General features: G+C 37.7%; 1 pseudogene. It reads left to right on the top strand.

Annotated elements, in window-relative coordinates:
* A pseudogene (locus WAE57_RS15840) lies at nucleotides 1-302 on the top strand (transposase); the annotation flags it as partial.

The raw sequence follows: 302 nt of genomic DNA, 5'->3' as shown, positions 1-302 counted from the left end.
ATTTATGGATTGATTCAACGACTCTGCCTGTCTGTAAAAATCAGCGTATTCAGCGTCATAAATCATTAGCCAAGATCGCATCACGGAGTAAAAGTTCAATGGGGTGGTTTTATGGCTGTAAATTACATATCGTGATGAATCAATTCGGTGAAATCGTGTGTTCTGCATTATCCAATGGGCATGTTGCTGATATTAAAATGGTTGAACAATGAGTTGAAGGTTTACAGGCGAAACTCTATGCGGATCGTGGCTACATCAGTCAAGAATTAAAAAGCAGATTAAAAGAGCAAGGTATTGATTTA

This window comes from Acinetobacter sp. NS-4 (genome assembly GCF_037402435.1).
GTDB lineage: Bacteria > Pseudomonadota > Gammaproteobacteria > Pseudomonadales > Moraxellaceae > Acinetobacter.
The sequence above is the reverse complement of the archived record's forward strand: the minus strand, read 5'-3'. Positions and strand labels throughout refer to the sequence as shown.